The following is a 25,736-nucleotide window of genomic DNA, read 5'->3' as shown; positions in this document are numbered from 1 at the left end:
AATTTTAAAGTTTCAATAATTTGAAAATCCTTGCTATTTCTTACCTTTGTAAAAAAATAACTAAATGTCAGCTTTTTATAAATTACAAATCAAAGAAGTAAAACGCGAAACTCCAAATGCGGTTTCTGTAGTTTTTAATGTTCCGTCCGAATTACAATCGGCTTATCAATTTATTGCAGGTCAATATATTAACTTAAAACTTACGCTTGACGGACAAGAAATTCGTCGTGCTTATTCTATTTGTTCTTCGCCAGATAGTGGTGAATTGCGCATAGCTATTAAGTCGGTAAAAAATGGTAATTTCTCTAAATTTGCTAACGAGAATTTAAAAGTTGGTGATCTTATAGAAGTTGGTCAACCCGAAGGAAAATTTACATTTGAACCTCAAGTTGACAAACTAAAAAATTATGCTGCATTTGTTGCCGGAAGCGGAATTACACCAGTAATGTCGATTTTAAAATCGGTTTTAAAAAACGAAAAAGACAGCACTTTTGTTCTAATTTACGGAAACAAAACACCCGAAGAAACTATCTTTCATCAAGAATTACACGATTTACAACAACACTATGTAGGACGCTTTTTTCCTCATTTTGTCTACAGTCAAACTAAAGTTGAAAACGAACTTTTTGGCAGAATTGACAAATCCATTGTGAATTTTGTACTGAACAACAAACACAAAGAAAAAGAATTTTCTAAGTTTTATTTATGCGGTCCAGAAGAAATGATTAATTTAGTTTCTGATGTTTTAAAAGAGCATAATGTTGCCGAAAAAAATATAAAATTCGAACTTTTCTCTACTTCTTCTGTAGAAAATACTGCTGCTGCATCTCATGATGGTCATACTAAAATCACAGTTTTAGTTGATGGTGACGAAGCAACTTTTGAAATGTCGCAAAAGCAAACTGTACTTGAAGCTGCATTAAAACAAGGACTTGACGCACCATATTCATGCCAAGGCGGAATTTGCAGCAGCTGTTTAGCAAGAGTAAAATCGGGAAGTGCAGAAATGAAAAAGAACTCCATACTAACCGATAAAGAAGTCGCAAGCGGATTAATTTTGACCTGTCAAGCACATCCAACATCAAGTGAAATTGTTGTTGATTATGATGATGTCTAAATGAATAGTTTTTCAAAAAATATTTACATTGAATTTCTCTTAAATTATCCTGATTTAATTTTTGAAAATGAAAGTTATGACGAATTATTACTATTGAACATTACAAATTTTAATAATGCAAAAATAGGCAATCTAGTAGTCCTTACTCTGGAAGATAATTCTATATGGATACAAAATCATTTTGAAAATTCTGCCTATTCGATTGATAATTTTGAAGAACTAAAATACATACTTAATAATATTTTTAAAGATTCCATTCTTTGGGTTATTGCTAATAAAAATAAAATTTGGTTTGAAACTACATTAATTAATAATGTTTCACAAATTGAAAAAGAACCAAATGTTACATATGAAGTATTTTCATGGAGTGGTAAAAATGATCATATCCTTTAGATAAAAGATTTTTTAGATTTCAATTTTAAATTAACCTTGTTTTTAAACTATGCGAAACAAACTCGAAATATTTAAAAAAGCTCAAGATCTTTTGGACGAACCAGAAGTTCAAGAGCTTTTGGATTATTGTGAAAAGTTGGAAGACGAGTTGGTGGATTTTAAATTTGAAAAAAACAAAAACAAAGAATTAATCCTACTCGATATGATTAAGGAAGTTATAAAAGGTTGCAAGGCCATCGAAAAAGAACAATTAGAACACGAGCGTTTTGGCTATGAAGCACCAAATTATCAAGAAACTATTTCTAATTTAAAGAGTTATATTTTGGAGATTTGTCGTGATAATCAGATATATTTGTGATTTGGGCTCAATTATAAAAAACCGAAATATGGAACAACTTCTATATAATAATTACATTAGAACTTTATCAGAAAAATTCAATAGAAGATTAGATGACATATCTGGAACTTATGGTTTCGAATACGGAATAGAATTTGAATTAGCAATTTGTGAAATATTACGTTCGTTTTTACCTTTAAAATATGGAATTTGTAGAGGTTTTGTAGTATCTGAATCAGGCGAAATGGCTGGAGATGATATTATTATTTATGACCAAGAACGATTTCCAACTTTAAGAATAAATGATAAAGAAAATTTTTCTCGTAAAGAACAAATACCAATTGAAGCTGTTTATGCATATATAGAAGCTAAACATACAATAATTTTGGGTAATTTAACTTCAAAATCGAGTGTTAATAATGCGGTTTCACAAGTCAAAAAAATTAAAGAATTATGTGAGCAAAGATCAAAAATTGGAATTTTTCAAATTGATCCTCATTTACCTGAATTTAAAAATGATATAAAATGCGACCATTTACCAAAACATAGAAACCCAATATTTACAGCAATTATTAGTAGATATGTAGCTTTTGAAAACCCAACAAACAGAATAACAGACAAAAATGAAATAAATAAATTATTGTTTTCAAAAGATATAGATAAATCAATTTTCAATCCAGAACTGATTATAATGGGGAAATCTAACTATTTAGCAACAGGTCATTATTATGATGAAAGTAAGAGTGATGGAGTCGAAACAATATTTTCGTTGCCTGATAAAGAAAATTTTTATGGAGTTCATATAGCAGAAAACCTAACATATGGGTTATTTTTAGCATACTTAATTCATGCTATTGATTATATTCGATTAGGAAGAATGCCTTGGGCAAATATGATAAATCAAATTATAAAAAAATAACTGCGCCCAACAGCTTTTCTAGCAATTGCGAATTTTGTAGTAAGTTCACTTTCACATTTCGCAATCTCGCGACACGGTAAACCATTCAGTAAAACTTAATACCTCAATGGTTCAAAACCAAATCAATCTTCTCCAAAACACTCTCCACAGAAATACTCCTCATAACATCATCATAACCTACAACTTTTTTATTCCCATAAACCGAAGTTGGTAATAATGGATATTTCTCTCTATCCGAAACCAAACTATTTTCTAAAGGTTGATTAAACGGAGAAAAACCTGCAAACGGATGTGTTGAACCCCAAAGTGAAACAACTTTTATTCCCAACATCGCAGCAATATGAGCGTTTCCAGAATCCATTGAAAGCATTACGTCAAGATTGGAAATTAATTGTAATTCTTGTTCTAGATTTAATTTTCCTGCAACGACAATTACATTTTCTTTATTTTTAGAAAACAGATTTAAGATTTCGATTTCCTTATTTCCGCCACCAAAAAGAAAGATTTTATTGTTGTTATGCGATGCCAATTCATGAATTACTTTTTGCATTAAATCTTGTGGATACACTTTCGATTCGTATTGAGCGAATGGCGCAATTCCAATCCATTTTTGATTTTTCTTTTCACCAGAAACAGATAAAACTACATCCGATAAAATCGCTTTTTTAGGAAAATTTGGTGAAGATAAATCAACAGAAAAACCAAGTTTAGTAAACGTAGCAACATGTCTTTCAAACATGGATTTTAATGGTTTGAAAACTTTATTTTCGGCACGCGTCAATGCTTTTTTCTCACTTCTTCCTTTGTCTGTAAAAGCTACTTTTTTTCCGCTCAAGGCAAATAATGTTCTTATAACTTTAGAACGTAAAACATTGTGCAAATCGGCAATGGCATCAATATTTAATTGCTTCAAATCGGCATACAATCGCAACAAACCTAGAAAACCTTTGTGACGTTTTTCTAAATCTATTTCAAAGAAAGTAAGATTGGGAATTCCGTCAAAAAATGGTTTGAAAAACGGACGAGAAACTATAGTAACTTTAATCTGTGGATTTTGCTCAACAAAAGCTCTAATAACAGGAACTGTCATAGCAACATCGCCCATCGCAGAGAGTCGGATTATGGCGATATGTTGAATTTTTTGTGACAAAATTTTATTTTTTAAAACCATTAAGGTATTAAGGTTCATTAAGCTATGTCTTAATTTTTCTTAATACCTTAATGGTTCGAAATTTTTGTTTGATTACTTCTTATTCTGATACAAAACCGGATTCAAATCATCGTCGTTGTACATTTTCATTTGCTTGTACACTTTCATGAATTTATCACCGTTTTCAATATCGGTCAATAAATCGTCGATTGCAGTTGATAAATCAGTTCTCTGTTCCAAAAGTACGTTTAGTTTTTCTTGACATTTATCTCTGTGTTCTTGCGAAGCTTCTGCACGAGTTGCTTCTTCGTTCATGTGATAAATTTTCAATGCCAAAATTGACAATCTATCTAAAGTCCAAGCTGGAGATTCTGAATTGATTTTTGCAGTCAATTTTACTTCAACATTTGTATATTTTTGAAGAAAATAACTATCAATATATTCCACCATATCCGTACGTTCTTGATTGGAAGCATCAATTTTTCTTTTCAAAGTCAATGCTGCAACCGGATCAATATTTGGATCACGAATAATATCTTCATAATGCCATTGCACCGTGTCAACCCAATTTTTAAAATACAATAAATGTTCTATTTTTTCCTTTGGATACGGATTTGCAATAGGCTGATTTACATTATCATTAACATGATAATCCTTGATACTTTGTTCAAATATAGAATAGGCAAATTTTGAAAACATAATGATTAATTTTATTTGCAAAGATAGTTTTTATACTTTTAACCTGAAACTTGAAACTTGAAACTTTATGAACTTACATTACATCTCTGAAAACAATAGTATTCTTAACCATTTTTTGGCTCAAATTCGTGATGTAAACATTCAAAAAGACAGCATGCGTTTTAGAAAAAATATCGAACGCATTGGCGAAATTATGGCTTATGAGTTGAGCAAAACTCTAGAATATAAAGCAATTGACGTACAAACGCCACTCGGAATTAAACATACAACAACCATTGCAGATAATGTGGTTTTGTGTTCCATTCTTCGTGCCGGATTGGCTTTGCATACTGGGTTTATGAATATTTTTGACAATGCCGAAAACGGTTTTGTTTCTGCTTACAGAAATCATCCAAACAACGATGATTATTTTGAAATTCTAGTTGAATATCAAGCCGCACCATCATTTGAAAATAAAAATTTAATTCTAATTGATCCAATGTTGGCAACAGGTCAATCAATTGTTGCTGTTTTAAACAAATTACATTTAGAACAAAAACCTAAAGAAATTCACATTGCAGTAGTAATTGCTGCACCTGAAGGAATTGCCTATTTACAAGAAAATTTGCCCAATAATTGTCACTTATGGGTTGCGGCTCTTGACGAAAAATTGAACGAGAAAAATTACATTATTCCAGGACTTGGCGATGCAGGAGATTTAGCCTACGGAAGTAAATTATAACTGCGAAAAGAAGCAAAACAGTCCGCAAAGAATAGAAACTGCTAAAATAATTTCTTGTTGAATTTTATTCTGCAAATATTCTATGGTGTTGGTTGCCATTATTGCCATTGGTAAAAAAGTGAAAATCAAAACTTCATTGCTTTTATTATTCGAAATTATAAAAATCACAATACCAAACAACGCGGCAAAAAGTACTTTTTTATAAGATGCTTGTAAGTTTAAAGGCTTGTTTGTTAAAGAAAAAATAGACGGAAATATAAAAAACACTGCAAAAACGGCATATATAGAGAGCGCAATATTTTGATATTTATTTGTAAAATAATCTACTCTATAATTCATCACTTCCGATTGTAAATAGGTATTTATTGCTAACTTATCAATCAATAATGCATAAAGAACAAAAATAATAGCCGTTACAAAAAGAGCTACAAAAGGAATTAACCAGTTTCGGTAATCTCTAGAAACATGGAAAATTATTGATATATAAACTAGTAAAATGAAGATAATTGCCCAAAAATGAAATAAACTTGCTACAAAAATCCAAAGTGCAGCATCAAATATTTTTTCTTTTGGCGCTTTTAATGTTTGCAATGAAACCAATCTTCGCATCGATAAAAGGATGAAAAAATTAGCCAAAACCAAGTTGTAATTATTTAAAACATTGGGGAAAAAAAGCAAAAATAAAAAATAAAAAAACAGCGTATAACCACTATCCTTAGTCAATGCATTTTTCTTTACAATAAAATTAGAAATAAATAATGATGCGAAAATTACCGCAAGCAATCCTATCTTTTTAACTATTTCAACAAGAGAATTCGTCCATTTTGTATCCTGAAATTGGAATACAAAAAAGAATAAAATCATTAATAATCCAATAAAAGAATAATTAATTGGTGTAGATTTTTTAAAAACACTTGTTATCATGCGGATATTTTATACTTTTGTGGATGTAAATATAATATCTATTTAAAGATGAAATGAGCTATACAGAAGTTTTTTAAATAAAATATACTCAATAGCGAATTACATCGAATACAAATAATTAATAAAACTTAATGAGATGAAAGCATTTTTTGAAGCAATACAATCACTTTTTGTTGATTTTCTTTTTAAACCACTAGATTGGTTACGCGCATTGGAGTTAGATAATTGGTGGTTGGCAAACATTGTTAGCTGGACATTAATGGGAGTTTGTGCCTATTATATGATTTACTGGATTAAACAACTGCGTATTTTTGACGAAGCTGGAACAGAAAACCAAGATACAACGGCACATTCGTTCTTAAAATAAGTCGAAACCGATATCTTTTCTAAAATACATCTTATCAAAATGTAGCTTGTCTATATTTTGATAAGATTTTTTTATGGCTTCTTGAAAGCTTTCGCCAAATGATGTAACGGCAATAACACGACCACCATTAGTTAAAACTTTTCCGTCTTTTAATGTAGTTCCGGCATGAAAAGCAATAGAATCTACAATGTTTTCTAATCCTGTAATTTCAAATCCTTTATCATAATCTTCGGGATATCCACCAGAAACTACCATAATTGTTGTGGCACTTCTTTCATCAATCTCTAATGAAACTTCGTTTAATGTTTGATTTCCAACAGCTTGAAAAAGTTCCACTAAATCACTTTTCAATCTCGGAATCACGACTTCAGTTTCTGGATCGCCCATTCTTACATTGTATTCTATAACGATTGGTTCGCCTTTAACGTTTATCAATCCAATAAAAACAAAACCTTTATATTCAATTCCGTCACTTTGCAAACCAGCAATTGTTGGTTTTACAATTCGGGTTTCAATTTTTTCCAACAAAACAGCATCCGCAAATGGAACCGGAGAAACTGCTCCCATTCCACCAGTATTTAAACCAGTATCGCCTTCGCCAATTCGTTTGTAATCTTTCGCCGTTGGTAGAATTTTGTAATTTTTTCCGTCGGTTAATACAAAACAACTTAATTCAATTCCGTCAAGAAATTCCTCAATAACCACTTTTGCACTTGCTGATCCAAATTTTTCATGAACCAACATATTTCTTAATTCAGACTTAGCTTCTTCCAAATCTTGAATAATCAAAACACCTTTTCCAGCAGCCAAACCATCCGCTTTTAAAACATAAGGCGGTTGTAATGTTTCTAAAAACTTACATCCTTTTTCGACAGTTTCTTTTGTAAAACTATCATAAGCTGCAGTTGGAATTTTATGTTTGATAAGAAATTCTTTAGCAAATTCTTTACTTCCTTCCAATTGCGCACCAACTTTAGATGGACCAATTACAGGAATATGATTTAAAGCAGCATCGTTTTTGAAGAAATCATAAATTCCGTGAACCAATGGATCTTCTGGACCAACAACAATCATTTCTACTTTTTCTTCAAGTGAAAATGTTTTTATGGCATCAAAATCTAAAATATTTAGAGCAACATTTGTAGCAATTTGTGATGTTCCAGCGTTTCCTGGAGCAACAAAAAGTTTAGAACATTTGTTAGATTGTAACATTTTCCATGCTAATGCGTGTTCTCTTCCGCCCGATCCAAGTAGTAAAATTGTCATTGTGTTGTTTATTCTGAACTTGTTTCAGAATCTCTTTTTAATTTAAACTGATTGTTTTAATTGTAAAGAAATTTTTTCTAAAACTTGTTCTGTTTAGTTGTCGTGCAAAAATAGTTTGTTTTGAATAAAAAAAATAATGTTTTTAAAAAAGTTGTTGATAATACCACAAATGTAATTGGTCTTTTATAAATTTGATGAAAATCCTTTAAAATGGTTTTAAAACTAAAAAACATACATCCAGGCAAAGTTTTACAAGAAGAATTTTTAATTCCTTTAGAGATTAGCGCTTATAGATTATCTAAAGATTTGAAAATTCCGCAAACCAAAATTTCTGAAATTCTTAAAGGTAACCGCAGAATCACTGCCGATACAGCTTTACGATTAAGTCAATATTTTGGAAATTTCGCGAAATTTTGGCTTGGACTTCAAGATGATTTTGATATTGAAGAAGGAAAAGAATCTAAATAAACCGAAATAAAGTCAATAAAAAGATTTTTAGATAAAAACTTGGCATAAAAATAAATTATTTATATTTACTATATATTTCAACATAACATATATGCAATCTATTTTAAAACAACCGTTTACTAATGTTCAGCTCGAACTTTTAAAAACATTTTCACACAATTTACCCGAAAGTGATTTACTAGATTTAAAAAAAACGCTTGCCTCTTTCTTTGCAGACAAGCTAATAAATCAAGCAAATAAGGTTTGGGATGAGCAAAAATGGAATGGTGAAAAAGTGGACGCATTGCTTCAAACCAAAATGCGAAAATCTAAATAGAAATTGAAAAAAATAGTTTTAGACACAAATGTTCTTTTGGTAGCTATTTCAAGTAAATCTAAATTACATTGGATCTTTAAAAACCTACTTGAAGGCAACTATATTCTTTGCGTAACCACTGATATTTTAGCAGAATATGCTGAAATAATTGAATTTAATATGGGAATTTTAGCGAGTGAAAATGCCCTTGGTGTTCTAGAAAATTTGCCAAATGTTGAATTCATTACGAATTACTATAAATTTAATTTATTACAGGATGAGGACGATAATAAATTTGTAGATTGTTGTATTTCAGCAAATGCAGATTTTATAGTAACTCACGACAGTGACTTTAATTTATTGAAAAAAATTGATTTTCCTAAAGTCATTGTTTTGGACACATTAGCATTTAAAAAAATCAAACTTTAAATAATGTTCCACCTTTTCAATTTATCGCTCAAGCTAAATGGTTTTCCAATGAAGGAAGCAACTGCTGAATTTGAAAAAATTCAATCCATTTCTGATATCGATTATGAAAACTTTATCGATTTGAAACGAAAACAAATTGTTGCATATCACTTAAAAAACAACAAGTCATATCAAGAATTTGTTGGGAAATCTGAATGTAATAATTGGAATCAGCTTCCGATAATGACCAAAAAAGATTTTCAAAAACCTTTATCCGAAAGACTTTCCGCAGGATTTACAATTAAAAATGTTTATGTAAACAAAACTTCTGGTTCTAGTGGCGATCCATTTATTTTTGCGAAAGATAAATTTTGTCACGCCTTGACTTGGGCAAACATAATCAACCGATTTGGATGGTTCAAAATTGATTTTAATTCGTCTTTTCAAGCACGTTTTTACGGAATTCCACTGGATTTTATCGGAAACAAAAAAGAACGAATTAAGGATTTTTTAAAGAACAGTTATCGATTTACAATTTTTGATTTATCGGATGAAATTCTTGAAAAAGTGTTGCTAAAATTTCAGAATAAACAGTTCGATTACATAAATGGTTATACTTCTTCTATAGTTTTATTTGCTAAATTTCTTCAAAAGAAAAACATTGTTTTAACTTCAGTTTGTCCAACGTTGAAATGTTGTGTCGTTACTTCCGAAATGTTATTTGAAGAAGATAAAATTTTAATGGATAAACAATTTGGAGTTCCAATCATCAATGAATACGGTGCTTCCGAACTTGATTTAATTGCTTTTCAAAACACCAATGATGAATGGCAAGTAAATTCGGAAACCTTATTTGTAGAGATTTTAGACGAAAATGATAACGTTCTTCCAAACGGAAAAGAAGGTCGAATTGTGATTACTTCGTTGTACAATAAAGCGCATCCATTTATAAGATATGATATTGGCGATGTTGGAATTCTTGATGAGAAAAGCACGTTCAAAAAACCAATTCTGAAAAAATTAATTGGACGAACTAACGATATTGCCATTCTTCCAAGCGGAAAAAAAGCACCAGGATTGACGTTTTACTACGTAACCAAAAGCATTATTGAAGACGACGGAAATGTAAAAGAATTTGTGATTAAACAAACAAAAATCGATACTTTTGAAGTGGAATATGTAAGTGAAAATGCGTTAACAGAAAGTCAAATTCTAACTATTGAAAAAGCAATTACCACTTATTTAGAAAATGGTTTGAAGTTTACATTTACAAGAAAAGAAAAATTACAACGCAGCAAAAGCGGAAAATTGAAGCAGTTTGTTTCGATGATGAAGTAAAATATAAACCATTTAAAATAACTATATGAGCCAAAATTTAATTATTTCAGAAGAAACGATTTCAGATAAAATTTACTTTATCCGAAATCAAAAAGTGATGTTAGACAGAGATTTAGCAACGCTTTATGGGATTGAAACTAAACGATTAAAAGAACAAGTTAAACGAAATATTTCTAGATTTCCTGAAGATTTCATGTTTGAACTTAGTAAATCAGAATTCGAAAATTGGAGGTCGCAATTTGCGACCTCCAATTCTGAAAAGATGAGTTTACGATATTTACCAATGGTTTTTACCGAACACGGAGTTTTAATGTTATCAAGTGTTTTGAATAGTGATAAAGCTATTCAGACCAACATTCAAATTATGAGAATATTTACTAAAGTTCGTCAAATGCTTATGGATACTACCGATTTGAAAATTGACATATTACAGATTCAAAAGAAATTAGAAAATCACGATAAGAATATTGAATTGGTTTTTAGTTATTTGGATGAATTAACAGAGAAAGAAGAAGATGTTAAACCAAGAACGAAAATTGGTTACAAAAAATAAATAACACAACAATGGTATCTTTAAATTCAAAAGATACTGAAACGAGATTGACAATATAATTCAGATGATGAAAAGATTGCTTCGCCAGTTCGAGCAAACTCTCGGGTCTGAAATAAATTAACAGATACTGAAACAAGTTCAGCATTACTATGAAAATAACCATAATTGCAGGCGCAAGACCAAATTTTATAAAAATCGCACCCATTATAAAAGCGATTGAAAAGCGACAAATTGAAAAAGAAAACCTCTCTTTTAGATTGGTTCATACAGGTCAACATTATGATAAAAATCTGAGTGATACTTTTTTTGAGGAGTTGAATATTCCGCATCCAAATGCTAATTTGGAAGTAAAAAGTGGATCGCAAGCCGAGCAAACTGGCGCCATAATGGTGGCTTTTGAAAAAGAATTAACTCAAAATCAATCTGATTTAGTTTTAGTTGTTGGCGATGTAAATTCGACCATGGCTTGTGCAATCGTAGCCAAGAAAATGAATATAAAAGTAGCTCATGTTGAAGCCGGAATTCGTTCTGGTGACATGACCATGCCAGAAGAAATTAACCGAATTGTAACCGACAGTATCACCGATTATTTCTTTACAACGTCAACCTCAGCATCTGAAAATTTACTGAAAAATGGAGTTCAATCTTCTAATGTTCATTTTGTTGGAAATGTAATGATTGATACTTTATATCAGAATTTAGACAGGATTTCTGCACCAAGTTTCTGGAAGGAATTTGGTTTAGAAACTGGAAATTATATCATTTTGACCTTGCATCGACCATCAAATGTTGATGAAGAACAATCGTTAATTGATTTATTGGAAGGAATTGATAAAATGGTTGGCGATAAAAAAATAATATTTCCAATTCATCCCAGAACGAAAGCGATTTTGGGCGAAATAAATTTGAATTTGAAAAATATATTGTTTGTTGAGCCGCAAGGTTATTTGAATTTTATGTATTTAATTAAAAATAGTTTTGCTGTGATTACCGATTCTGGTGGGATTTCTGAAGAAACAACAGTTTTGGGAATTCCGTGTTTTACAATGCGAACCACAACCGAAAGACCAGAAACTATTGAAATTGGAACTAATAATTTGGTTGGAATTTCTATTGAAAATCTTGAAAATGCTTATAAAAAATTGAAAGATACTGACTCTCGTCAGCATAAAATTCCTGAACTTTGGGATGGAAAAGCATCGGAACGAATTGTTGCTATTTTGTTAGCCACGAATTTCACTAATTAGCATAAATTTATAACTAGTAAATGTCATTAAAATTATGCTCCGATTTCTAACAACACGAATTTATTATTATGGAAATTTCTAAAATTAGTGAAATAATTAAGCGTTCAGAATTAGTGAAAATTAGTGTAATTTGAGGTAGAAAGTTATAATAAAACAAGTTCAGCAGATGCTGAAATAAATTCAGCATAAATGAAAGAAATACTAATCATATCCAATTATTATCCGCCAGAAAAAGGCGCTGCTGCAAATAGAATTGAGCAATTGGCTTTGAAATTACATCAAAATAATTATAAAGTTTTAGTACTATGTCCGTTAGGAAATTATCCTAAAGGCGAATTGTTTCCTGAGTATAAAGGTAAATTTTCGGTTACTGAAAATCGGGATAATATTACTGTAAAACGACTTTGGATTTATCCTAGTGTGAGCAAAAATTTGATTGTTAGAATTATTTCGGTTTTGTCTTTTTCGTTGAGTCTATTTTTTTATTTATTGTTTAAAAAAACGCCTCAAAAAGTGGTCGTTCAGTCGCCTCCATTATTGCTTTCGTTCATTTCTGTTTTTGTGCTTTCATTAAAAAATAAAAAGATAATTCTCAATATTTCAGATCTATGGCCATTGGCGGCAATTGAATTGAAAGCGCTAAAAGAAAACTCATTTTCGCATAAATTCTCGTTGTTTTTAGAACGTTTTATTTATAAAAAAGCAACAATAATTATTGGTCAATCTAATGAAATTATAACGCATGTTAAATCATTATTTACAGATAAAAAATGTTATTTGTACCGAAATTTTCCAGATCATAAAATTGAAAATTTAGATTTAATTACAGCAGAAAATCAACCTATAAAAATCTTTTATGCTGGTCTTTTAGGAATTGCTCAAGGCGTTTATGAGTTGTGTGAAAAAATAGAATTAAGAGGATTAAATATAGAATTACATCTCTTTGGCGATGGTGCCGAAAAAAATCAAATAGAAGCTTTAATTTCAAGTGAAAAAGGTAAAAAAATCTTCTTTCACGGCATGATGGAACGCAATGATTTGCACGAAAAATTGAAATCATTTGACGTTGCCATTGTTCCGCTCAAAGTTCGGATTTACGGTTCGGTTCCTTCTAAAATTTTCGAATATGGTTCACTTGGATTTCCAATATTGTATTTTGGTGGCGGTGAAAGCGAAACTATTGTGGAAGAAAATAAATTGGGTTGGGTTGCATCAGTTGAAGATTATAGCGATTTGAATGAAAAGCTAAAAACTATTTCATCTTTAAGTAAATCGGAATTAGATGCAATGAAAAAAAGAATATTTGAAGATACTAAAGAAGTATTTAATTTGGACAATCAAATGAATTATTTAATTGAAAAGGGCGTTTTTTAGTAGGCTTTATCTTCTCCTTTAAAAATATTTACAACCGTTTGGATAATAATCTTTATGTCCATCACTATTGACCAATTCTCTATGTAGAAAACATCAAATTTTATTCTATTAATCATATCGTCATCAGTTTCAATTTCGCCACGATATCCTTTTACTTGCGCCAAACCTGTGATTCCTGGTTTTACATAATGGCGAACCATGTATTTTTTAACTTTACTAGCATACGATTTATTTTGCGACCATAAGTGAGGTCTTGGTCCAACGACTGACATATCGCCTAGCAAAACATTGAAAAATTGGGGTAATTCGTCAATGCTTGTTTTTCTCATAAATTTACCCATTTTGGTTACACGTGGGTCATTTTTGGAGGCTTCTTTTTCGGTAGTTTCGTTTACCTGCATGGAACGAAATTTATAGCAAAAAAATTCATTTTCGTCTAGTCCTGGTCGTCCTTGTTTAAAAAATATTGGTCCTCTAGATTCTAATTTTATTAAAATTGCAATTAGAGGAATTAGCCAAGAAAGAATAAAAACCACTACAAACGTTGAAAAAGCTATATCAAATCCTCTTTTAATTCCTTTTATTGTTGGGTTGTGGAGTTGTGTTTTTTGAAGTGATAAAACCGGAAATAATTCATAATAATCTATTTTTAGATTTTTAGAAAAAATTTCTTTTGTGTCTGGAATGAATTTTATTGTTTTGTTGTTATCATCTGCAAATTCAACTAATTCCTTAAGTTTTTCATTTGAAATTTCATTCAACGAACAATATATTTCATCGGTTTTGTTTTCAATTACAAATGTTTTTATGTCTTCAACCCTACCTTTTACCTCGGGATTTTGTTTTTTATCTGAGAAAAAACCTTGAAAACGATATCCAAAATCTAGTCGGTTTTCAAAAACTTCTTTAAGCCTAATTGCTTCGGGTGTGTAACCAATTATTAATGCATTTCTAAAATTATTTTTAGTAACTATTCGGTACTTTTTTAAATAATAAAACAAAAAATATTTTATCGTTGCAATTAAAATAAAGCTAATTGTCATTAATATTGCAATGGCTTTTCCGCTGAAAATGACTGTTTTTGCAAATGGAAAAAAGGCGATAATAACCAATAGAAATATACTAAACTGTTTTATCAATTTAGATATTATTTCTACAGGTGTTGTAAATCTATATACTTCATAAAATTTCACTAAGAAAGCAATTAAAATCCAAGCAAGTGTTTGATACAATAAATAATATCCCAAATCAAGTTTTAAATCTCTAAAGAAATACAAACTTAAAACGGTAATTACCAATGCATCTAAGACAATGCTTATTGGTCTAATATATTTAGAATATCTTCCTGTTTGCTGGGCAACCATACTAATGAATGTATCCTTTAAAGTCTTTATGTTCTTCTTTCAATAGTTCTTCTGAAGAAAGTGACTTAAAATAATCATATGTCAATTTCATTCCTTCTTCTCTATTTACTTTTGCTTCCCAACCCAAGATATTTTTGGCTTTGGTAGTGTCTGGTTGACGTTGTAAAGGATCGTTAATTGGCAAAGGATGGTAAACTACTTTTTGTGCTGTTCCTGTAAGTTTAATAATTTCGTCTGCAAAATCTTTTATTGTAATTTCGTCTGGATTTCCAATATTTACCGGATAAATATAATCGGAATGAAGAAGTCTAAAAATTCCTTCTACTTGATCGGTTACATAACAAAATGACCTTGTTTGGCTTCCGTCACCAAAAATAGTTAAGTCTTCTCCACGAAGCGCTTGCCCAATAAATGCCGGAATTACGCGTCCGTCATTTAATCGCATTCTTGGTCCATAAGTATTAAAAATTCTAACAATTCTAGTTTCTACACCATGAAAAGTATGATAAGCCATTGTTATTGATTCTTGAAAACGCTTAGCTTCATCATAAACGCCTCTTGGACCAATGGTGTTTACGTTTCCATAATATTCTTCTGTCTGTGGATGAATTAATGGATCACCATATATTTCTGAAGTTGATGCTATAAGAATTCTAGCATTTTTTACTCTTGCTAATCCCAAAAGATTGTGTGTGCCAAGCGAACCAACTTTTAAAGTTTGTATTGGAATCTTTAAATAATCTATAGGACTTGCTGGTGAAGCAAAATGAAGAATATAATCTAATTCTCCGGGAACATGAACAAACTTAGTTACATCGTGGTGATAAAACTCAAAGTTTTTAAGCTTAAAAAGGTGTTCAATGTTTTTTAAATCTCCTGTAATAAGATTGTCCATTGCTATTACAAAATATCCTTCGGCGATAAAACGATCACAAAGATGCGATCCTAAAAAACCAGCGGCACCTGTTATTAAAATTCTTTTCATGTTTTGTTTTTGGTTAACTTGCAGAATTAGTTTCTTTAATTCTGACATTAAAAAGGCAATACATCATTACAAAAAAAACTACTCCTCTTTGCCTTGATAGAAATGACTCTGTCAAAAATAAACTTATCATTAGAATTGCAAAAGAAAAATGGATAAAATCTTTGTTTTTTATTGCATTTTTTACAGATACAGCGACAATGACTAGTAAAAGCAGTAGTCCAAACACTCCAAGCTCTGCAAATACCTGAATATATTGATTGTGAAAGTTGAAATTATCATATCCAAAATAGAGGTTGTGCTCTTTTCTTTTTTCAATTATTTTAGATTGAGCAGCATTTAATCCGAAACCTGTAAAGAAAATTGGATTTTCTTGTAGCATTTCTACAAAAATTCTAGATTGATAAACCCTTAAAGCTGTTCCTGGAAAAAAATCATTGTATTGAAATTTATCATTAGTCCAAGCCTGTTTTATAGAAACGTTATTTACCAATTCGCTTGGTTGGGCAGTTTCTTTATTGCCAATTTCTTGAGTAGTATTGGTTTGTATTTCTAATAAAAATCGGTCTTTAAGTTTTCCATAAAAAACTACTGTGAGCAACAATGTTATAAATACTAATAAGCCAATTTTTAAAGAATTCCATTTTATTTTTAAAATCCAAAATGTACTGCTTACTACTAACGCTAAAAATACTACAAACACATTCTTGGAGGATAATAAAACTAAAAAAAGTAACAATAAAAAGCATGCAAATACGTTAAAAAAGGTTTTGTTTTTTTGTAAAAAAAAGTAAAAAAATGCTATCGAAATATATACCGATACGTGAATTGCATTGACATCAAATGTTACTAATTCGTGATAAAAAAAAACATTGGTATCACCGCTTAAAAAATATTTTACTAGCGCTTTTAGGAGATAAAAAACAGTATATCCAAGAAAAGAATAAGCAAAATATTGAAGCACTTTCGTTACATCTTCTTTAGATATTGGCTTATTTACTAAAAAACAAAGCGGAAGTAATACAAACGCAATTTCCTTAGATAATGCTTGTAATGATGTTTTAAAATCTATAGACCAAAGCAAGGAAAGACACATTAAACCATAGAAAGCTATGGGCAAAAACAGGTTTTTGTTAAAAGCAAAATTTTCTTTTTTAAACGTTAAAAGTGTGTAGAGTGACAAGCCTATTATAGCACTATTACTGTATCTATAATGAAGCGGAATTGTAATTAAGACTAAAGTTACTAGAACTATAAAAGGATTATTTTTTATTTCTAGTTTTACCTTTTGTACTACATTCTTCAAATAGCTGTAGGTATTGACCATTAATTTTTTCCCAGTTAAAATCGTTTACGATGGCATCAAAGTTATTCTGAATTAGCTGCAAGTTATCACTTTTTTTAATACTTTTTAAAAGATTTTTAACTTCTGATGGGCTTGAAAAATAAAAGCCATTTTCTTTTAAAATTCCTTTATTGAAGTCGTTATTGTGAGCAGCAATCAATGCATTAGACGCCATTGCTTCTAGCAAAGACGGATTTGTACCACCTACAGAGTGACCGTGAAAATATAATTTAGAATAATAGCGAAGGTTGTTTAAATGATCTAGATTATAAATTCCGCCAAGAAATTTTATATTTTGGTGGTCATTATACTTTGTTTTTAAATATTCGCCATACTTTGTATCGTGTTTTCCAATGACCAAAATTGTCATTTTATCATCACTCATTGCCACGCCTTCTAGAACCATATCTAGGTTATTTTCTGGTTCAAAGCGCGCCATTATCATGTTGTAATTGTCTTTTTCAACACCATATTGCGCAATGGTTTTCTCATTACAATTTGTAAAAGGATAAGCGCCATAAGCTATGTAAGTAGATTCTTTTTGGTACCGTTCTTTAAGGAATTTTTCTATTCCTAAGGAGTCAGAAACTAGGTAATCACTAGAAATTGCTGCAAGACGTTCGGCAAATTTTAGAAATTGTTGTACTGGTCTAGAATATTTGGTTCGCTTCCACTCTAGCCCATCCATGTTGGTAATAATTATTGGTTTTTTGGGCAATAAAAAATACCATACTGAATTGCTAGTATATCCTAATTGCAAAATAATATCAAAATCTCTTGTACGCGAATCCATAATGCAATTATAGTCATAAATAAACTGACCAAAAGTGCCATATTTATATTCGGGATCGTGTTGGTGAATGATGTTTACACCGTGAAATGTTTTTTCTTGAAACTTATGGTTGTGCGAGTTGTAACAGTAAACTTCGTGTCCTTTTTCAACAAGGTAAACCGAAAAAAATTCGGCAAATTGCTCAAATCCTCCGTAGTAATTTGGAATTCCTCTTGTTCCAAGAATGGCAATTTTCATAGAAATCTTTTTTATGCTTGGCAAAAATAGTCTTTTTATATAAATTTTATTGTTTTGAAAATATTATCTTACAGTAATTCTATCAATTTTTGGGCAGATAACTCCCAATTGTATTTTATCTTTACTGTATTTTGTTTTTCTTGCAACAAATTATCGTTTAAAGCATTTTCTATTTTTAAGTTTAAATCCTCAATACTTGTAGGATCAAACAAACAATTGCCTATAAAACTAAAGTCGGACATGGCTGTTGTATTGGAACAAACTGTAGGAATACCTGCGGCAATTGTTTCTAATGGTGGAATGCCAAAACCCTCGGCAAAAGAAGGATAAATAGAAACTGACGAAGCTCGAACTAGGTGAATTAAATCTTGAAAGCCTATGTTTTTAAGTCTTACAACTTGTTGTTTTATTGTATTGTCTAGCGAATTGTAATACTGATTGTAGCTTTTGTTTTCAATAGCATCATCACCAACAAAAACCATTTTATACTTTTTATAATAACTATTTTCTACAAAGGATTTTAATAAGGTATGGTGGTTTTTTCTTGGTTCCCATCTACTCACAAATAAAAAATAATTTTCTATATTGAATTTGTTTTTTACTATTTGAACTTCGCTTTCTTTATTATATTTTTCAAAATAAACTAAATCTATTGCATTAGAAATTATTTTTACATTTGAAATACCAAAATGTTCTTCAATTTTTTCTTTAGAATATTGAGAAACAGTGAGCACTACATCTGCTTTATTGGCACTATATTTAAATAGAAATTTGTTTTTAATTTGGTACAAAAAAGGAAAATATTGTGGAAAATCTAAAAACAATACATCGTGAATAGTAACAATGTAATTGCATTTTTTTATGGGCGGAACGATATATTGAAAATGGGCATAATCAATTTTATTTTTAGTTATTAGTTTAGGAATATCAAACAGTAGCCTAAAAAACTTATTTTGTGATGAATAGCGCAAGTAAACTACATTACTGTGAATGCCAAAAACAGTTTGAAGATTTTCTACATTGAATGCTGCCAAAAAAAACATTTTGGTTTTATCTTTAATCATTTCTTGATACAACCCTTTTAAATAGGTAGTTGTACCTTGAAGGTTTCCGTCAAACACGTGACAATCGACAAGAATATTTACTGTTTTCATAAAGAGAAAAAATACTTTTTAAATGCGAATCTATGAATTAGATTTTAATTTTTTTAGATAAATCCATGAAAGGTTTTTCTATAAATTTATATCCTAGAAAACTAACTAAAACAACTATTGGTGTTATAGAAAATATAATTAAACAATACTGAATTTGCGAAAATTGCTTGGATGCTTCCATACCAAATCCAAAATAAAATGTTGTAAAAAGTATAATTCCGTGAAGTAAATAAGTGCTATAACATATTTCACCTAGAAACTTTAAAATGGAGCTTTTTAATAACCCAAACATAGAATTTCCTAGTGCAATAATGTTGAAAATGATTGCTATTAATAGTTTGCACCAAATACTTTCTGATGTTTTAAAAAATAAAATTAAAGCTACACAAATAACAATTATACTACTATAGAAAACAGTATTCACATTCTTTTTAACCGAACTGTATTTAATTAAAATTGGCGCAATTGCTCCACCAATAAACGAACTAATGTGATGCAACTCAAGTCCGTGAACTAATATAAATAGCGCCACAAAACCAAAACTAATTATTAGATAAAATTTGGGCGGTTTTATTTTTAATATTAAAAGAGAAATTAATGGTAATGCAAAATAAAATAACCATTCAAATGGTAAAGACCAATTTACATTGGCATTGATAATAACCGTTAATGGATTGTTATTTATAAATTTGGTTGTTGTAATTGTAAACACAAACCAATGAAATAAAGACATTATAAATTCTGGAATGCCCACATTAATTTTAAAATTGCTGGTTATCATTACAAATGCTATAATTATAAACAGCGAAAAATAATACATTGGTGCTAATCTAAAAATTCTTGAAATAAAAAAGCGGTTCCAATTGTAAGGTTTGTTGGTAGAATCTAAGAGTTTTGTAACAAATAAAAAACTGGTAATCATAAAAAACAAAGCTACACTTGTTTGTCCAAATTGATTGTAAAGATTAGAGTTAGGTTCTTTCCAGACGCCTTCATTTATATATTTAAACCAAATATTGGCATGATGAATAAAAACGCCTAATGCAAGAAAACCTCTCAATCCATCAATATTTTCATACCGTCCAGAGGTGTTAACAAACTTAAATTTTAAATTAATAATATAAGCGGTTGCAAACGCTATTGCATAAATTATAATTGAAAATAAAGGATTGGAAGGATTCATATTCTAAAGGGTTTTAGAATTTATAGTTAAACTATTTTTCTCGGAGAAAGCAATTGCACCACCAAGTATAAAAATAACAATATCGCCAAAATTATAAATTCCGGTAATGGTTAGTGTTGAAAAAAAGAAAAATAAACCTATTGACGAGATAAGAACGCTATTGAAAGTTCTAGTTTTATAGGCATATCTGTACAATCGCCACAAAAAAAGTAGGTATAAAATCATTCCTAAAATTCCAGTTTTATATAAAATATAGGGATATCCATTGTGCAATTCAGAGATAAATTTCATTCCTTTATCGTTTGGTCCGCTCAGTGGCGCATAGAACTTTAGATTTACAAGTGATCCATGACCACAGCCAAAAATATAACTGCTTGGATTATCACTCATCAATTCAAATGCGCGTTTGGCTTCATATCCGCGCCAGTGATCCCATAAATCTTTATGGTTTTCTCTATCAATTTTAGTTTTAAAAATTTCTGATGGTGCAATTTTAATTTTAAACAAAAGCGTGTCAAGTCCTGGCTTATTTCTTTCTATTTTAATTGAAAATAAAAAAGCATAGAATAAAGCTATAAAAACGAGTAACGATAAAATAATTTTTATGGTTTTTTGAGTAATTTGCGTGTAACCTTTAATAGAAAAAAACAAAATTATTGCTGTAACTATCATTGTTCTTGAAAAATACAAAACACAAGAGAACGTTAACAAAAACACTATTACTTTAAAATTTACTGACGAGCTAAATAAATCTTGCTGTTGAAATTTCTTGTAATAGAGCGCCATGAAGAGTGCAAATAACTCTAGAAAACTATCTTTGTTAAATTCTCTAACCGAGTTTACCGATCCCGAAAAAATATTTCCTGTTATAAAAAGAATGCCAAAATGGATTACTGCCGAGATCAATCCGCAGAGGACAATTGTTTTTACAAAAAGTTTAAAATCGTTTATTTTCTTAAAAAAAAGATAACCAATAGACAGTCCTAATATTGGTTTTATAGAATGAAAAATGTCTTTTAAAGCATTAAAAAAAGAATATCTATGAATTATAAATCCCAAAAAACCCATCAAAAAAAGCAGAATAATTGGTAAAATAATTTTTAAAAAACCTTTGGTAATCTTAACCTCTTCTAGAGTGAAAAAGAGTGCTAAAACACCCATTTGCAATAAAATATTAGTTCTAAAAGATGGAAGAAATATTTGTAAAAGCAGAACGGTTGCAAAGATAAAATTGTAAAATTTTGATTTATTAATTTTCATTCAATTGTTCTGGTTTAATTTTCAAAAATAATCGAATTAATCTAGTTTAAGTAACCTTTTCACTTTTTTTACAACTTTATTTACCCTCAATGCCGCAGAAACTATTAATTTATTAAACCCATTAAAGTGCTTAGAAATATAAATTTCATATCCTTTTACCAATAGTGGTTTTTTAGAAGCATTGAAACCAACAAAATGAATGTAGTTATAACCAGGAAGAAAAACCCTTTTAAGACCTATATTTGCTATTCTTTTACAAAAATCCACATCTTCTACATATAGAAAATAATCTTCGTCAAATCCGTTAATTTTTAGATAAATTTCCTTTTTTAACATCAAGAAAGAACCACTTATCCAATCTACATTATAACTTGTTTTTGAAAAATTTCCAGATATAAATTCGCTATTTATTTCTAGCAGCTTTCTCATTTGAAACATATTAGAAAAATTTGGAAAAACGCCAGCAACAGGAAGATATTCTTTATTTTTGTTTAGCATATTTATGCCAATACAGCCAATAGTTTTGTCAGATTTTAGATAATCTAGAACAGGTTTTAAAGAATCTAGCACAATTGTATCGTTATTGATTAACAATAAATAATCGCCTTGAGCACTCTTTACAGCTTCATTATTTCCTTTTCCAAAACCATAATTTATTTTAGAATCTATAAGTTTAACCTGCGGATAGTTGTTTTTTATAAACGTACAACTTTCATCTTTAGAGTTATTATCAATTAAAATTATCTCAATAGAAACCTCTTTAAGTTTATCATACAACGCATCTAGACAATCTTTTAAATAGTTTAATCCGTTATAGTTTACAATAATAACTGAAAGTTCTGGGCGCATTGCTTGTTTTTATTTCGTGCAAAATTACATAAAAGTATAGAAACCCAATTTTTTCTTGATGATATATACAAAAATAATATTTACAATAATATTGGTAATTAAGCTTGATGTAGCTGCGCCTTCAATTCCGTATTTTGGAATTAAAAATAAATTTAAAGCTACATTAAAAAGAAAACCTGCAAAGAATATATTTCTCACTAACTTTTGGTTATTGGTCATGTTCAATATTTGATCTACATTACCTGTCATGGCATTAAATAATGCGCCAAGTGTGATGAGGATTAAACAAGTGCTTCCTTCCACAAATCCTTCGCCATAAATTCCTAATATTTCTTTACTAAAAAGTATAATTACTAATGCTAAAGGAATGGTTAAAACAATAACAATTTGAGTTGCTCTATTGATTACTTTTTTCATCTCTGCTGAACTATTTTGATGGAAAAGTTCTGAGATTTTTGGCATTACTACAACATTCATTGATGCTATAAAAAATAATGCTAAATATCCAATTTTAAAAGCGGCATTATAAACGCCAATGTTCTCTTCGGTTTCCATTTTTCCTAACATTAAAATGTCGGTCCAGTTAAGAAGTAATAAAAACATTGTTCCAACCATCATTGGAACCGATTTTCTTAATATTTCTTTTGACGTTAAATTGGGTAAATCAAACTTTCTGCATTTATAGAAGGCAACAAAAAAACCTATTAAAACTGTAAGATCAATTGCTAAAACGTAATCTAGAAAAGTATAATGTTCGGGTAAATTATAATGATGTGTTGCTATTAAAAAAACCGTAAAAAGCACATTGGGAACTACAAAAAGTAGCGAACCATAGATTAAATGTTTATTAATAGAAATGAAATAATAACATATAATTTCATGCAAAATCATAAAAGGAACTGCAAATGCTACTATTTGAAAATATACATATAATGATTCTTTTTCAAATATTTCGTTTGCAATTACTCCAGCGCCAAAATAGGTTACAATAACTGGAATTATAGAAATAGCTAAAACAATTTTGGTTGCTTTTATTAAAAATCCTTTTTTGAGTTTGTCATCATTAAATCCGCCTGTAAAAGCTAGAAAAACATTTGGTAGTCCAAGTGCGAAAAACAGGAAAATCATTTGTAAAACAGTCAATGCTAGTGAAAATCTACCGAAGTTAGATTCGCCATAATTGGTAGAAATGTACCAAGTGGTAAAAAAGCTTATTGTCATAGAAATCATTCTAAAAAGAAAAATTAAACCTCCTTTTTTTAGAATAAAATTTATTAAATCTATATCTTTAACTATCTTTTTTAACATCAAATTTCTTTAAGTAATTCTGTAAGTAATTCTTCCCAATTTACTATTGGCGACATTGTTTCAACATGCATGTGGGTTGATAAACTTGGCATTGGTGAAACACATAACAATTTATTAAAGAAAAAAGATTTACCAAAAAGATTTTTACTTAAATACCTGTCATTTGCCCGACGAGAAGCTTTTATCAGAATTTTTTTATTTCTTTTTACTTCTTTCGCTTCCATTAAAAAAGTAAATGTGGTATCAAATATTTGACGCCAATGCGATTTTTGGGTGTGAAAAATAAAATTTTTAGTAGCATACTTTAATTTATATCTATCGGGATAATCACAGGGATGGATTACTAAATTTGGTTTAGTAAAATATCTTTTAAAAGAAAAAAGTGTCAATTCTCTTTTGCGTAATAATTGTTTGTATTGAATTTTTCCTGGAAGGATTGAATCTTTATTTTCTATTAGATTTACTATTTGATCAAAAGCTTCTTTCTTGTGCAAATAATCATCTTCACAAAAATAAACCCAATCGTCATCATTAAATCTTTCGGCAATTTTTATAGTTTCTCTAATTGATGCATCGTTGCCAAAAACTCCTTCTATTAATTCTAAGTCAAACTTTAAAAAGAAATTTTTCATTTCTTGTGAAAGATTATCGCCAAGAACAATTATATTATAGTTATGGCCTTGCAAGGAATTGTAAAGGCTTTTAAAACAAATTTTTATCAATGTTTTTTTATCCAATTCAAATGGTCTAGGTGCATTGTGTACTGCATTAACAGCATCGCAACTTCTAAAAATAACATTTATTTTTGGATTCATATTGTCTATAAAAAAAGCAAAAATAATTTATTTAAATTAGAAAATCGTTTTTTTGTCTTGTAGTTTATATTTAAGTTTACATCATTATCTAATAGCTAGAATTATCCTTTAAAAAATTAATATGAATATTTTAATTACTGTTCAAAACAAAATTCCTTCTCTATATTATGGTGGTACCGAAAGAGTTGTTTGGTGTTTAGGAAAAGAACTCCATAAATTGGGACATACAATTACGTTTTTGGCTCCAACTGGATCTTATTGTGATTTTGCGGAAATTATAATTTATGACAACACTAAATTTATAAATGAACAAATCCCTGAGCATATTGAACTCGTTCATGTATTTGATGATGACCTAAAGGAAGTTATTTCTAAACCTCATCTTGTTACTATTGAAGGAAATCCTAGCTTTGAAAAAACATTAAATATCAATTGTGTTTTTGTTTCTAAAAACCATGCCAATCGCTATAATTCAGAAAGTTTTGTTTACAATGGTTTAGATTGGGATGTGTATAACAAACCCGATTTGAATTATAAAAGAGCGTATTTTCATTTTTTGGGAAATGCTGCTTGGAATGTAAAAAATGTTAGAGGTGTAATAAACTCTGTACTTTTAACTGATAACGAAAAAGTGCACGTTTTGGGCGGAAATCGATTTCACCCAAATACTTTTACATTAAGCCGAAGAATTAAATTTGAAGGAATGGTTAATGATGACCAAAAAAGTGTATTAATGAACAGGTCTAAAGGTTTGGTTTTTCCGGTACTTTGGCACGAACCGTTTGGATTGGCAATAACAGAAAGTTTATTTTATGGTTGTCCGGTATTTGGAACACCTTATGGTTCACTGTCTGAATTGGTTCCACAAGA

Annotated in this window: 28 protein-coding genes; 14 read left to right on the top strand and 14 right to left on the bottom strand. The window is 29.7% G+C overall.

The window, feature by feature from the left end; genetic code table 11:
* Nucleotides 1-64: 64 nt before the first annotated feature.
* From ACH2CG_RS12010 to ACH2CG_RS11995, 4 genes are read left to right on the top strand one after another with little or no spacing between them, the layout of a single operon-like run.
* Nucleotides 65-1,117: a 2Fe-2S iron-sulfur cluster-binding protein gene (locus tag ACH2CG_RS12010; RefSeq protein WP_395065494.1), complete on the top strand. Its 1,053-nt coding sequence runs from the start codon at nucleotides 65-67 to the stop codon at nucleotides 1,115-1,117.
* Nucleotides 1,118-1,510: a hypothetical protein gene (locus ACH2CG_RS12005; protein WP_395065492.1), complete on the top strand. Its 393-nt coding sequence runs from the start codon at nucleotides 1,118-1,120 to the stop codon at nucleotides 1,508-1,510.
* 49 nt (nucleotides 1,511-1,559) lie between these two features.
* Entirely contained in the window at nucleotides 1,560-1,868 is a 309-nt protein-coding gene (locus tag ACH2CG_RS12000) for a hypothetical protein (RefSeq protein WP_395065490.1), read from the top strand.
* Between the two features lie 28 nt (nucleotides 1,869-1,896).
* Nucleotides 1,897-2,766: a DUF6602 domain-containing protein gene (locus ACH2CG_RS11995; protein ID WP_395065488.1), complete on the top strand. Its 870-nt coding sequence runs from the start codon at nucleotides 1,897-1,899 to the stop codon at nucleotides 2,764-2,766.
* A 103-nt stretch (nucleotides 2,767-2,869) separates the two neighbouring features.
* Here ACH2CG_RS11995 and ACH2CG_RS11990 read toward each other — a convergent pair whose 3' ends face one another.
* Both ACH2CG_RS11990 and ACH2CG_RS11985 read right to left on the bottom strand, forming a co-directional pair.
* On the bottom strand, nucleotides 2,870-3,871 hold the full coding sequence (locus ACH2CG_RS11990; protein WP_395065606.1) for a glycosyltransferase family 9 protein: 1,002 nt from the start codon (nucleotides 3,869-3,871) through the stop codon (nucleotides 2,870-2,872).
* 138 nt (nucleotides 3,872-4,009) lie between these two features.
* Nucleotides 4,010-4,615 (bottom strand): DUF4254 domain-containing protein, encoded by a 606-nt coding sequence (locus ACH2CG_RS11985; protein WP_395065486.1) that lies wholly within the window; start codon nucleotides 4,613-4,615, stop codon nucleotides 4,010-4,012.
* Nucleotides 4,616-4,682: 67 nt separating this feature from the next.
* Between ACH2CG_RS11985 and upp the strand changes: the two genes are divergently transcribed.
* Nucleotides 4,683-5,336: a uracil phosphoribosyltransferase gene (upp, locus tag ACH2CG_RS11980; protein WP_395065484.1), complete on the top strand. Its 654-nt coding sequence runs from the start codon at nucleotides 4,683-4,685 to the stop codon at nucleotides 5,334-5,336.
* Here the strand turns inward: upp and ACH2CG_RS11975 are convergent.
* On the bottom strand, nucleotides 5,331-6,260 hold the full coding sequence (locus tag ACH2CG_RS11975) for a DUF6427 family protein (RefSeq protein WP_395065482.1): 930 nt from the start codon (nucleotides 6,258-6,260) through the stop codon (nucleotides 5,331-5,333). The genes upp and ACH2CG_RS11975 overlap by 6 nt on opposite strands.
* 136 nt (nucleotides 6,261-6,396) lie before the next feature.
* Here ACH2CG_RS11975 and ACH2CG_RS11970 point away from each other — a divergent pair, with 136 nt between their 5' ends.
* On the top strand, nucleotides 6,397-6,627 hold the full coding sequence (locus tag ACH2CG_RS11970; RefSeq protein WP_395065480.1) for a uracil phosphoribosyltransferase: 231 nt from the start codon (nucleotides 6,397-6,399) through the stop codon (nucleotides 6,625-6,627).
* On the opposite strand, the gene purD is transcribed toward ACH2CG_RS11970, so the two are convergent.
* Nucleotides 6,619-7,893 carry a phosphoribosylamine--glycine ligase gene (gene purD, locus ACH2CG_RS11965; RefSeq protein ID WP_395065478.1) on the bottom strand — a complete coding sequence of 425 codons (1,275 nt, stop codon included), beginning with the start codon at nucleotides 7,891-7,893 and terminating at the stop codon, nucleotides 6,619-6,621. The genes ACH2CG_RS11970 and purD overlap by 9 nt on opposite strands.
* 210 nt (nucleotides 7,894-8,103) lie before the next feature.
* Between purD and ACH2CG_RS11960 the strand changes: the two genes are divergently transcribed.
* From ACH2CG_RS11960 to ACH2CG_RS11930, 7 genes are all read left to right on the top strand, one after another.
* Complete coding sequence (locus tag ACH2CG_RS11960; RefSeq protein ID WP_395065476.1) at nucleotides 8,104-8,361, top strand: HigA family addiction module antitoxin; 258 nt, start codon at nucleotides 8,104-8,106, stop codon at nucleotides 8,359-8,361.
* Nucleotides 8,362-8,452: 91 nt separating this feature from the next.
* A complete protein-coding gene (locus ACH2CG_RS11955; protein ID WP_395065474.1) occupies nucleotides 8,453-8,677 on the top strand; it encodes a hypothetical protein in 225 nt (74 codons plus the stop codon).
* Nucleotides 8,678-8,680: 3 nt separating this feature from the next.
* On the top strand, nucleotides 8,681-9,085 hold the full coding sequence (locus tag ACH2CG_RS11950; RefSeq protein WP_395065472.1) for a putative toxin-antitoxin system toxin component, PIN family: 405 nt from the start codon (nucleotides 8,681-8,683) through the stop codon (nucleotides 9,083-9,085).
* Between the two features lie 3 nt (nucleotides 9,086-9,088).
* Complete coding sequence (locus ACH2CG_RS11945) at nucleotides 9,089-10,402, top strand: phenylacetate--CoA ligase family protein (protein ID WP_395065470.1); 1,314 nt, start codon at nucleotides 9,089-9,091, stop codon at nucleotides 10,400-10,402.
* Between the two features lie 25 nt (nucleotides 10,403-10,427).
* On the top strand, nucleotides 10,428-10,955 hold the full coding sequence (locus ACH2CG_RS11940) for an ORF6N domain-containing protein (protein WP_395065468.1): 528 nt from the start codon (nucleotides 10,428-10,430) through the stop codon (nucleotides 10,953-10,955).
* 149 nt (nucleotides 10,956-11,104) lie between these two features.
* Nucleotides 11,105-12,202, top strand: coding sequence for a non-hydrolyzing UDP-N-acetylglucosamine 2-epimerase (gene wecB / locus ACH2CG_RS11935; protein WP_395065466.1), 1,098 nt, complete (start codon nucleotides 11,105-11,107; stop codon nucleotides 12,200-12,202).
* 189 nt (nucleotides 12,203-12,391) lie between these two features.
* Complete coding sequence (locus ACH2CG_RS11930; protein ID WP_395065464.1) at nucleotides 12,392-13,576, top strand: glycosyltransferase family 4 protein; 1,185 nt, start codon at nucleotides 12,392-12,394, stop codon at nucleotides 13,574-13,576.
* On the opposite strand, the gene ACH2CG_RS11925 is transcribed toward ACH2CG_RS11930, so the two are convergent.
* The 10 genes from ACH2CG_RS11925 to ACH2CG_RS11880 form a co-directional block, all read right to left on the bottom strand.
* Nucleotides 13,573-14,940 carry an undecaprenyl-phosphate glucose phosphotransferase gene (locus ACH2CG_RS11925; protein ID WP_395065462.1) on the bottom strand — a complete coding sequence of 456 codons (1,368 nt, stop codon included), beginning with the start codon at nucleotides 14,938-14,940 and terminating at the stop codon, nucleotides 13,573-13,575. The two genes, ACH2CG_RS11930 and ACH2CG_RS11925, sit on opposite strands and share 4 nt — an antisense overlap.
* A 1-nt stretch (nucleotide 14,941) precedes the next feature.
* Nucleotides 14,942-15,925 carry a UDP-glucuronic acid decarboxylase family protein gene (locus ACH2CG_RS11920; protein ID WP_395065460.1) on the bottom strand — a complete coding sequence of 328 codons (984 nt, stop codon included), beginning with the start codon at nucleotides 15,923-15,925 and terminating at the stop codon, nucleotides 14,942-14,944.
* 13 nt (nucleotides 15,926-15,938) lie between these two features.
* Nucleotides 15,939-17,249: an O-antigen ligase family protein gene (locus ACH2CG_RS11915; RefSeq protein WP_395065458.1), complete on the bottom strand. Its 1,311-nt coding sequence runs from the start codon at nucleotides 17,247-17,249 to the stop codon at nucleotides 15,939-15,941.
* Nucleotides 17,185-18,297 carry a DUF1972 domain-containing protein gene (locus ACH2CG_RS11910; RefSeq protein WP_395065456.1) on the bottom strand — a complete coding sequence of 371 codons (1,113 nt, stop codon included), beginning with the start codon at nucleotides 18,295-18,297 and terminating at the stop codon, nucleotides 17,185-17,187. Before ACH2CG_RS11910 ends, ACH2CG_RS11915 begins: the two co-directional genes overlap by 65 nt.
* 68 nt (nucleotides 18,298-18,365) lie before the next feature.
* Complete coding sequence (locus ACH2CG_RS11905) at nucleotides 18,366-19,451, bottom strand: glycosyltransferase family 4 protein (protein ID WP_395065454.1); 1,086 nt, start codon at nucleotides 19,449-19,451, stop codon at nucleotides 18,366-18,368.
* Nucleotides 19,452-19,488: 37 nt separating this feature from the next.
* Entirely contained in the window at nucleotides 19,489-20,634 is a 1,146-nt protein-coding gene (locus ACH2CG_RS11900; RefSeq protein WP_395065452.1) for an acyltransferase family protein, read from the bottom strand.
* A gap of 3 nt (nucleotides 20,635-20,637) precedes the next feature.
* Nucleotides 20,638-21,894 carry an O-antigen ligase family protein gene (locus ACH2CG_RS11895; RefSeq protein WP_395065450.1) on the bottom strand — a complete coding sequence of 419 codons (1,257 nt, stop codon included), beginning with the start codon at nucleotides 21,892-21,894 and terminating at the stop codon, nucleotides 20,638-20,640.
* Nucleotides 21,895-21,930: 36 nt separating this feature from the next.
* Complete coding sequence (locus ACH2CG_RS11890; protein WP_395065448.1) at nucleotides 21,931-22,743, bottom strand: glycosyltransferase family 2 protein; 813 nt, start codon at nucleotides 22,741-22,743, stop codon at nucleotides 21,931-21,933.
* Between the two features lie 24 nt (nucleotides 22,744-22,767).
* Complete coding sequence (locus ACH2CG_RS11885; protein WP_395065446.1) at nucleotides 22,768-24,051, bottom strand: flippase; 1,284 nt, start codon at nucleotides 24,049-24,051, stop codon at nucleotides 22,768-22,770.
* Entirely contained in the window at nucleotides 24,051-24,866 is an 816-nt protein-coding gene (locus ACH2CG_RS11880) for a hypothetical protein (protein ID WP_395065444.1), read from the bottom strand. Before ACH2CG_RS11880 ends, ACH2CG_RS11885 begins: the two co-directional genes overlap by 1 nt.
* 121 nt (nucleotides 24,867-24,987) lie before the next feature.
* Between ACH2CG_RS11880 and ACH2CG_RS11875 the strand changes: the two genes are divergently transcribed.
* The coding region (locus ACH2CG_RS11875) for a glycosyltransferase (protein ID WP_395065442.1) at nucleotides 24,988-25,736 on the top strand (749 nt) is incomplete at its 3' end.

Source organism: Flavobacterium sp. (genome assembly GCF_043778725.1).
Taxonomy (GTDB): domain Bacteria; phylum Bacteroidota; class Bacteroidia; order Flavobacteriales; family Flavobacteriaceae; genus Flavobacterium.
Note: the sequence above shows the minus strand (reverse complement) of the source record. Positions and strands in the feature narration are given on the sequence as shown.